The sequence below is a fragment of the Moorena sp. SIO2C4 genome, from assembly GCF_010672485.1.
Classification (GTDB): domain Bacteria; phylum Cyanobacteriota; class Cyanobacteriia; order Cyanobacteriales; family Coleofasciculaceae; genus Moorena; species Moorena producens.
Map to the genome: position 1 here is coordinate 1 of NZ_JAAHGN010001420.1, position 1,486 is coordinate 1,486.

Sequence of the window (1,486 nt, forward strand, 5' to 3'; positions counted from 1 at the left end):
TCTTAATCTACAATAGAATGTAGTGCCCTCTAAATAGTCTGATATGTCTGAAGGAGTGCAAGACAAGTGCGAATCAGCAGGGAGAGACTGCAATATCCACCAGGTTTATTAAATTAGGGTAGACGGAGTTAAAGGATCTATGCTGAGAAGGTTGATATGGTTAAAGATCGGTTTCATTTTGTTGTTAGAACTGCTTTAGAAAAAGACAACTGGAAGATTACGGCAGACCCTTACGAAATTAGGATCGATGATGTCTATTTTGAGATTGATTTAGGAGCGGAGCAACTATTAGCAGCAGAACGAAAAAATCATAAAATTGCTGTTGAAGTCAAAAGTTTTATCAGCCCATCCAAGGTTTCCGACTTTCATATGGCATTGGGGCAATTCCTCAACTACCGAGATACACTGGCAAGGATGGAAGCCGATCGCCAGCTTTATTTGGCTGTGCGAGAGCCAATTTATGAGAGTTTTTTCCAGCGACGCTTCATCATGGCAGCAGTTGATCGTTATCAGATTAGATTAGTAATTTATGATGTGAAACAGGAGGTAATTGTTCAATGGCTGTAGAGCAATATCGCCAGTATATTCGAAATCTTCTTTCCGAACGTGCTCAACGGGCTTCACAGCAAACAATTGCACCAGAGTACGAGGTTCAGACTGTCTTTGATACAGAGCAGGATCACTACCAATTGCTCTATGTTGGTTGGCGTGGGAATAAACGTGATTTTGGCTGTATTTTACATGTTGATATCAAGGGTGGAAAAATTTGGATTCAGCATGACGGCACAGAAGAAGGACTTGCCAACCGATTAGTGGAAATGGGAGTTCCAAAACAGGATATTATTTTAGCTTTTCATGAACCTGAAGTACGCCAGTATACTGGTTTTGGTATAGGTGAAGGGATTGTTAATTAATCTAAAGACTTCTTGCAGAAGTCGGGAACAGGGAATAGGGAACAGGGAACAGGGAAAAGTGGACAAGAATTGACCCAAACACGATCAGGCGTAGATGTAGGGTGGGCAGTGCTGATCAAACCAATGGTCAGCTTTGAAATTGCTCTGATGCACTGCCCACCTGACTAACGATTAATTTTATTAAAAAGCTAAACTCTTTATTGTCCGTGAGCAGTGCTGATAAAATCTATTAAAACCTATTATTATTCGTTTTATAAAATGCCCACCTACGATTAATAGTATTACTAGTTTATAGTTAATTTTAGGTTGGTGGGCAGTGCTGATCAAATCTATTAAACCCTAATATTATCCGTCTTAGGCACTGCCCACCCTACGATGAATTTATGATTAATTTATTCTCTTAGATTGTCGCGCGGGCAGGATGCCAGTTTCATGCTTATTGTCGAGCGGGCAGGATGCCCACTCTACTTCTATGGATTTGAAGACTGAGGCAACAGGATCTCTTGTGCTTGTTTTATGAGCGACTGCATCAAGAAAGAATCAAATCTTATTACTACTCCCTGTTCCCTGTT

3 protein-coding genes are annotated in these 1,486 nt (G+C 40.6%); all 3 read left to right on the forward strand.

Annotated features, from left to right (window positions below; genetic code table 11):
- The first annotated feature begins 156 nt into the window (after positions 1-156).
- From F6K20_RS38185 to F6K20_RS38195, 3 genes are read left to right on the forward strand one after another with little or no spacing between them, the layout of a single operon-like run.
- The gene (locus F6K20_RS38185) at positions 157-567 is read left to right on the forward strand and encodes an element excision factor XisH family protein (protein WP_287298380.1); all 411 of its coding nucleotides are present in this window, start codon (positions 157-159) and stop codon (positions 565-567) included.
- Positions 558-914, forward strand: coding sequence for a XisI protein (locus F6K20_RS38190; RefSeq protein WP_287298382.1), 357 nt, complete (start codon positions 558-560; stop codon positions 912-914). The genes F6K20_RS38185 and F6K20_RS38190 overlap by 10 nt, the downstream gene beginning before the upstream one ends.
- Positions 915-926: 12 nt before the next feature.
- Complete coding sequence (locus F6K20_RS38195; RefSeq protein WP_287298384.1) at positions 927-1,082, forward strand: hypothetical protein; 156 nt, start codon at positions 927-929, stop codon at positions 1,080-1,082.
- Positions 1,083-1,486 lie beyond the last annotated feature (404 nt).

Bases quoted from the DNA above. Each gene is read 5' to 3' on its own strand.
- F6K20_RS38185 (WP_287298380.1), top strand. From the start codon at position 157: ATGGTTAAAGATCGGTTTCATTTTGTTGTTAGAACTGCTTTAGAAAAA.
- F6K20_RS38190 (WP_287298382.1), top strand. From the start codon at position 558: ATGGCTGTAGAGCAATATCGCCAGTATATTCGAAATCTTCTTTCCGAA.